Source organism: Vibrio sp. V42_P2S4T144 (assembly GCF_009904715.1).
Lineage (GTDB): Bacteria > Pseudomonadota > Gammaproteobacteria > Enterobacterales > Vibrionaceae > Vibrio > Vibrio alginolyticus.
Map to the genome: position 1 here is coordinate 1 of NZ_WXWS01000587.1, position 7,871 is coordinate 7,871.

The 7,871-nt window shown below is 42.7% G+C and carries 6 protein-coding genes; 1 reads left to right on the forward strand and 5 read right to left on the reverse strand.

Features of this window, described 5'->3' with window-relative positions:
• A partial coding sequence (locus CAG68_RS19330; RefSeq protein WP_161441533.1) for a hypothetical protein occupies positions 1-587 on the reverse strand: 587 nt, incomplete at its 3' end.
• A 152-nt stretch (positions 588-739) separates the two neighbouring features.
• On the reverse strand, positions 740-2,176 hold the full coding sequence (locus tag CAG68_RS19335) for an arylsulfatase (RefSeq protein ID WP_225452467.1): 1,437 nt from the start codon (positions 2,174-2,176) through the stop codon (positions 740-742).
• 247 nt (positions 2,177-2,423) lie between these two features.
• On the opposite strand from CAG68_RS19335, the gene CAG68_RS19340 reads away from it, so the two are divergent.
• Positions 2,424-3,941, forward strand: coding sequence for an arylsulfatase (locus CAG68_RS19340; RefSeq protein WP_005377761.1), 1,518 nt, complete (start codon positions 2,424-2,426; stop codon positions 3,939-3,941).
• A gap of 107 nt (positions 3,942-4,048) precedes the next feature.
• On the opposite strand, the gene CAG68_RS19345 is transcribed toward CAG68_RS19340, so the two are convergent.
• From CAG68_RS19345 to CAG68_RS19355, 3 genes are all read right to left on the reverse strand, one after another.
• On the reverse strand, positions 4,049-4,975 hold the full coding sequence (locus tag CAG68_RS19345; RefSeq protein ID WP_161441534.1) for a haloacid dehalogenase-like hydrolase: 927 nt from the start codon (positions 4,973-4,975) through the stop codon (positions 4,049-4,051).
• 235 nt (positions 4,976-5,210) lie between these two features.
• Complete coding sequence (locus CAG68_RS19350; RefSeq protein ID WP_054729393.1) at positions 5,211-6,308, reverse strand: hypothetical protein; 1,098 nt, start codon at positions 6,306-6,308, stop codon at positions 5,211-5,213.
• 53 nt (positions 6,309-6,361) lie between these two features.
• Entirely contained in the window at positions 6,362-7,687 is a 1,326-nt protein-coding gene (locus tag CAG68_RS19355; RefSeq protein WP_161441535.1) for an anaerobic sulfatase maturase, read from the reverse strand.
• Between the last annotated feature and the right edge of the window lie 184 nt (positions 7,688-7,871).

A 7,871-nucleotide genomic window follows, 5' to 3' on the forward strand; every position in this document is an offset into this window, starting at 1 on the left:
GTATAAGACTCGTTCTCTACGGTCGTTGTAACAGTAATAGAATTATTGAGGCTATCGGTAATGGTGATAGTAACAAGCCACTCATCGCTTATCTTGAGTGCGTCACCTTGAATCGTGACACTAGGAACTTCAAACTGGTTTTCGTATCCATCACCGCCATCAAGAATATCCACCGTTAATATAGCATCGGGATTCAACCGCTCAGGAGCCTGAGTCTCAGAAGTTGGGTTCTCTCTTTCTTGCACTGCTGGCCTAGTAACATAGCCATTAGAAACGAGTTGCTCAGGTAAAACAGCGCGAATATAGGCAACAAAACTTAACCCACCAGAAGACTCACTAAAATCTCGAACGCTCTGATTAAAAGTGGATTCAATACCGTTTTGAGATGCAATTAAAAGATCATTCGAACTCGATTCATCCTCACTTGTTGTATCTTCATTAAATGCAATATCGAGAATGTCAGTATTAAGAACAACCACCTCTACTTCTGGAACTAATTGTTCGTTGGGCAACATTTGGATCCAAGAACCGTCACTTAAAACCGCCCAAAGAACATTACCGATTTGAATGTAGAGTATTGGCTGCATAATTCGCCCCATATGAAACAACGAACTTTAAGTATGGTCGACGAATATGACTGTTCAAATGAAACTAGAAAAAACATGGCCCTAAATGGCTCTAATGAGATATTGAACCAAAAACATACCTCATGTATGCGAGAAAGAGCCATTGGGGTAAACTACTTCTGGCGTAACCCATCCACTGGAAATTGATTGAAATTCCCCTTGCTACAATCGGGCTCATATCCAAATGGAGCAGGGAAAGGAATCGTATCGCAGCTTGTTGAAACGGAAGATTCAAACTTTACTCTCTTTCCTATCATGATAGGAAATAACCATGTGGCATTATTTCTTAAATCAAACTCCTCTTTAGGGTCATCAATCAAATTATATATTTCAGGGATCTGTAATGGGCGCCCTTTCTCCGGCATGATATCTTGATCAATAAAGTGCATCTTGTAATTTTCCCACTTATAAGCGTAGGTTTCAGATCCATTGTTAACGATGAAACCATCTCGATTAGACTTTTCACTATCTCCCTTTAAAAAGGCCCACTGATCAATACTATCTATTGTTCTATCGCTTGGTAATTTGTATCCACCGACATGAGAAAGTGAGGCAAATAGATCCACAACATGGATAATTTCATCACTCACTCTACCCGGTTTGATGTGGTTAGGCCAAGAGGCAATAAATGGTGTTCGGAGAGACCCTTCAAGAGCCGTAAAGTACGCACCACGCCATGGCCCGCTAGAGCCTTGGTATGGCATATGCCACTCTGGACCGTTGTCAGAAAACCAAATCACTAGTGTATTGTCTTTAATTCCTGCTTTTTCTATTGCACCAATAACTTGCCCAGCTCGAAAATCTATCTCAGCTAACACATCTGAGTAATTTCCTTTGCCTGTTTTACCAATAAAATCAGGATGAGGTAGCGTCGGTAAATGTGGTTGAGTAAAAGTAATTACAGAGAAAAATGGCTTATTCTCTTTCACATTTCGATTTATAAAATCTGTGGCATGTTCAACTAGCTCACTGTCAATCGTTCTACGTGAGTCCAAATTATATTCTTTGACCCCTTTAGGGTCCTGCCCTGCTCTAGCTGAAAGGATTTGAGGTTTAGGTAATATAGCTTTATAACCGGGTTGAGAGCTATATTCTGACTCATCCGTCGTATTTGCAATGCCATACCATTCATCAAAGCCTTGATCCGTTGGAAAGCGCCCTTTTTGGTCTCCCAAATGCCATTTCCCGTAAAGGCTCGTGTTATATCCTTGTTCCTTAAACTTCTCTGCAATGGTTATTTCCCAGTTCACCATACCGTAAGGCACTCCCCAAACAACCTTATCTGTCCCAGATCTAAGCGCTCGCCTCCCCGTCATGAATGAGGAGCGAGTTGGCGTGCATTGCGGTTCCACATTAAAATTAGTAAGGCGTACACCTTCTCTAGCAAGTTGATCTAAGTTTTTAGTTTCAACACCTCTGGTACTCCCATAGGAACTTAGTTCCCCCCACCCAAGGTTATCAACCAACATTACCACGACATTTGGTGTCTCTTCCGCAACCACTTCTAACGGGATACATAGAAACAGGATAGTTGCTATTTTATTTTTCATAGTGTCGCCTTTCATTGAAATTCAATCCTGTAAGTGCGTCTTATCACACTTAAAACACACTAAAGTCTAGTCCATGTTAGTTAACATTTTTGAAAAACAGGGATTACTTGGAAGCAACAAAAAACCTCTACTATATTCAACTGACTACATTGTCTCATTTGGTGTCATCTCACTCGACTTCGCCATGATGAACACAATTAGTAACGTTATATAACGATAATGGATTCATTTATCGCGGAGGATTTTCATGCGAAACTCGATTAAAAAGGTAATGGCATTGGTCGGTACATTAGCTGCGTCCACAGCCTTTGCTGCCGATAAGCCCAACATCCTTGTGTTCTGGGGTGACGATGTAGGTGTATACAACATTAGTGCATATCACAATGGTATGATGGGAGGGAAGACTCCTAACATTGATAAAATCGCCAATGAAGGTGCCATTTTCACAGACGCTTACGCACAACAGAGTTGTACTGCCGGACGAGCCTCATTTATTCTGGGTCAACATCCGTTTCGTACCGGTCTATTGACTATTGGTATGCCCGGCGCAAAAGAGGGTATTCAATCGAAAGATCCTACTATCGCAGAGTTACTTAAAAATCACGGCTATGTGTCTGGTCAGTTTGGTAAAAACCACCTTGGTGATCAAGATGAGCACCTACCAACTAACCATGGGTTTGATGAGTTCTTTGGTAACCTATACCATTTAAACGCGGAAGAAGAGCCTGAGTCTGAGTTTTATCCAAAAGATCCAGAGTTTCGTAAAAAATTCGGACCTCGAGGCGTGTTGAAGGCGACTGCGGATGGCAAAATCGAGGACACAGGTCCCCTTACTCGTAAGCGTATGGAAAACGTAGACCGAGAGTTCATGGATGCTAGCTTGGCCTTTATGGAAAAAGCAGTAAAAGAAGACAAACCATTCTTTATTTGGCATAACTCAACCCGTATGCACGTCTGGACACATTTGAGTGAAGAATATCAAGGGAAGTCAGGTTACGGCTTATACGCCGATGGCATGATGGACCTAGATGATCAAGTAGGTGTCATGCTTGATAAACTTGAAGAGCTAGGCGTAGCAGATAACACCATTGTTGTTTTTAGTACCGATAATGGCGCTGAGAAATTTACCTGGCCAGATGGTGGTACTACACCATTCAAGGGCGAAAAAGGTACGACTTGGGAAGGCGGATTCCGCGTTCCGATGATGGTACGCTGGCCTGGAAACATTAAACCAGGAACGGTTATCAACGATATCTTTTCACAAGAAGACTGGATGCCAACTCTACTCGCAGCTGTGGGCGAACCTGATGTGAAAGAAAAACTATTGAAGGGTCATAAAGCAGCGGGCAAAACCTTTAAAGCACATTTAGATGGCTACAACCAACTTGATCTGCTGACTGGTAAAGCTGATGAAGGCGCACGCAAAGAAATCTTTTACTTCGATGCTGGTGGTAATTTAAACGCCGTTCGTTATAAAGACTGGAAGATCCACTTCAGTATTATGGAGGGTGCCATTAATGAGGCATACCGCAAAACACCTAGTTGGCCTTTGATTGTAAACCTTCGTATGGATCCATTTGAGGTCGGTCCAGATGCAGCACTTTACGTCAGACATTTTTACGCTGATCAAATGTGGATGTTCGTTCCTGCTCAAGCTATCGTGCGTAAGTTCCTAGAGACATTTAAGGAGTTCCCTGCAACGAAAGGTAGCTCGTTAAGTATTGAAAAAGTGGTAGAAACAATGACACAGCAACCTAGAAACTAAACCCTAGGTATCGAAGCTATTGTGGAATTAACTAAGGCCTCAATTGTGAGGCCTTTTATTTCGTTGCAATTGTTTGGTTGCAGCAAGTTATGGTCAAACAAAGATCATCATTTAGTGCTCTCTTTAAACACTTGATTCCAATCTTGTTTCATATCGACAAATAGCCAACCTTGCTCTTCACCTACTTTAAACGATTTATCTAACTTACCAACATGAGAATCTCTATCATACGCCCATTCACGCTTGTCATCCGTGTGATGGATAATCGCAGAAAATCTTGGACCTGAACCTGCTTTCGTCCACTCTAACATCTGTAAATCACCATCAGAATTACCAAACGCCATTACCGGACGTTTGCCAATGAAGTTTTGAATCGTCACAGGCTTTACTGCTTTGTCATTGACAAAGTCTATTTCCGGCATGCGTTGGATGGTAGGTTTTCCATCAACACTTTGATATTCCGCCTTTAACGTCGTTCCCACGATGTTTTGCGTTGGAATGCCGTATACTTCCGGCGCCCAAACGCGCATAAATTCAATTCCGCCTCCAGAAACGATGTAGGTCTGATAGTCGTTCGCTCTTAAATAGTCGAGCAGTTCGAGCATAGGTTGATATACCATTTCAGTGTATGGTCTACCCGTTGTTGGATGGACAGCCGTTTTCAACCATTCCTTAACTTCTTGATGAAACTGTTCAGTAGACATTCCAGAATGGGTTGCCATAACAAGCTTCATTACACCTTCGAGTCCTTGTTTACCAATCCCCTCCATGTCACCTTTTAATGCGGAAGCAAAGGGTTCGGTTGTCTTCCAATTAGGATGCTCAGAGGCCATTTCTTTTACTCTATCGATCGCAAAAAACAACTGTAGATAAACAGGCTTTTCTGCCCAAAGTGTTCCATCATTATCAAACGTCGCGATTCGTTGGCTTTCAGGCACATAGGAGTCCGAACCTTGGGTCGTTGTTTTCGTAACAAACGCCACAATAGCTTGCTTAGCGTCAGTGTTGTTCCATGACGGAAGTGGATCTTGCATATCAGCAGCAACAGCGTAACTAGCCCAGAACAAAACCTGTTGCTAAGACAATCGCCTTTAACTTTATAGCCATCTTAATTCCTTATATTGAGGTGCTAGGTGCGAATCCAATCAAAAGTATAGTTCAATTGAAACAGGCGCATATTGAACTGAAATATGCAACGGCCACCAAAAAGTGACAGTGTCACCAATCTAGTCCACTATTTTATTAAAATAGAAACATGGAATTTAACGATTAGAGTTTAAATTCATTGGCTTCAACTGATGTAGGGGCACTTTTACGTCCCTTTTTCTGATTGAGCTCTTCAATAACATAGTCGGGAGCGACCTTCGTTAGCTCTGTTAAACAGTCATCCGTTTTAGGGTTGCCGTATCTAACATAGATGTCACACACGGCATACAATTGTTCTGGAGCACCGGATATCAAATACGCTTGCTCAAAAGCGTTGACAGACTTCTTCAAGTCTAACTCTTCTTGCAGAACACCATTTAAGTACCAAAAGTAACTGTTCGTCTTTGCCATCGTCGCAGCTTTGTCTATTTCAAACGCCGCTTCTTTCTTTTTGTCTAATCTAACCAAAGCGAGAGATTTAGAATAATGCAGCGAGGCATCTTCTGAATTTAGCTTGATACCCTCGTCAAGCACGTTGATAGCTTTTTGGTCTAGCTGTTGCGCTCGGAAGTTGTCTGCGTAGCTTAACCAAACTTGAGGGTTGTTTGGCTCAAGCTTAGTTAACTCTGGGTATATCAGCGCCGCTTTATCCCAATCACGATGCCAACGGTAAACGTCTGCAAGTAATAACTTGGAAACATTATCTTTCTTACTGGACAAGTGTGCTGTCAGCTCTGAAACAGGCCCTTCAAGTGACTGCTGTTGCTCTGAACTCAAATTGGCGTAATCTCGAACGAGGTTAATCGCTGCTGTAATTCGCACCATGGCGGCGTCATCACTCAATAATGGTGAAATCAAACGCCAACGGTGCTCAATCATATATGGCTGTGCTCCCACAATCGCAGCTTCGCGAATACCTGCATCTTCATCCTGCAACCCACGCGCAACTGCAACCAATGCATTTTGGCTTGGATAGTTGGCTAACTCACGTAAAGCATCAATACGTTTTTCTGAAGACAACTTTTTATTTTGCGAATCATAAGACAGCTTTTCGACTCGTTGCGCCGGTGTCATTTGCGCTTCTTGTGGAGTGACAACCGTTGTCGGCGATACTTGATCTGGGTCTAGCAATGTTGTTTCTTGTGCCACTGCTGCTTGACTCGCAGCAATGCCGATCGAGATCACGAGTAATGATTTAGAGAGCAGCTTAATTTTTTGCATTCAATAACCTATATTCTTTCATTTCCGGGCCTGTAGCAGGCGTAGTGACTATCTTAAAACTTCGTTTCAAACACAGTCTGTGTTTGAGTAGCTTGCTGGCGTAGAATCTGGTCACTGTATTTACCGTGAACCACTGGGTTACCTGTCGCTCGTAAGATGTACGCCATCGACTGATCAACATGGGTAAAAAACTTCTTCCAACCCGCGCAGAGATAATTAAGACCAGGCTCACCTTGCCTAGTACGGATAAAACGGTTTTTGGGACATTCTCCAAAACATGCAAATTGATAATCACATTGAAGGCACTGTTGGGGCAGCGTACGACTTTTAGCAAACCCAAATTTCTGCTGCTCAGAGCTATAAGCGAGCGTATCGAGCTTTTCGTGATGAATGTTTCCAACCTTATATTCTGGGTACACGTAATGATCACACGCAAACACATCACCATTAGGCTCCATTGCTAAGCCTTTCCCGCAGATTTCACCTAACGTACACAGTGGGTTTTTTCTGCCCATCCAGGTTTCGATACTGGCTTCAAAGTACTGCACAAACACGTTGCCGATATCGTGTAAAACCCATTCATTGAAAATCGCGATCAGAAAATTTCCCCATGCTTCATCCGCAACGCAAAAAGGCTCAACAACGGCATCTTTATGACCTGGGATCAACCGTTTATCTCCTTGCTTTAGTTGCTCGTTTGGCTCCCAAGTTTGAGGGGCGGTTGTTCTGAATGTTTTCTGCTCAACTATTGGAATAAACTGCATTTGAGGGGAGCGTACTTCATCTCGCAAGAATCGGTACACTTCAAGTGGGTTACGGCTGGTCAAGTTGTTAACACAAGTGAGCGTAGCAAACTTTACTTCGTGCTTATGTAATAGTTCAACCGCATTCATAACTTGCCGGAATGTGCCTCTACCAGCTCGGTTTGTTCGATAAGCGTTGTGCATCATTTCTGGGCCATCAATGCTTAAACCGACGAGAAAGTTGTTCGCCTTTAAAAACTCACACCATTCATCGTTAAGCAGTGTGCCATTAGTCTGGAGATCATTGGAGATCGTAATGCCATCGGGACGGTATTTATTCTGTAGCTCAACAATTGTCTTGAAATAATCCAAACCTAGCATTGTCGGCTCACCACCCTGCCAAGAGAAAATAATTTCAGGTGTATTTTGTCCCGCTATATATTGACGGATATAGGTCTCGAGCGTTTCCCCATCCATGACTGGTGAGCAGCCTGGCTTGTACTCAAGTAAATCTTGTTTGCTTAGGTAGTAACAATAGGTGCAATCGATATTGCACACTGCACCGATAGGTTTCGCCATGACATGTAATCGCTTGGAAGCTTTTCCATTGAACTGCGGACCTTGAGTTATGTGCATTCATCACCTTCTTAGTTGCTAGCCTGCGCCCAACGGCGTTAAGACTAATCATTAAGTTAATCGCCTAGTGTGATGATAATGTTCAATTATTCGTGGCGCTTGTTATAGTGTGTATAACTGTTTTTCATAGACTTGCCTGATAAAATTTTTTGATCATAAATGTTGATGGAGCTCCCCTATGAAG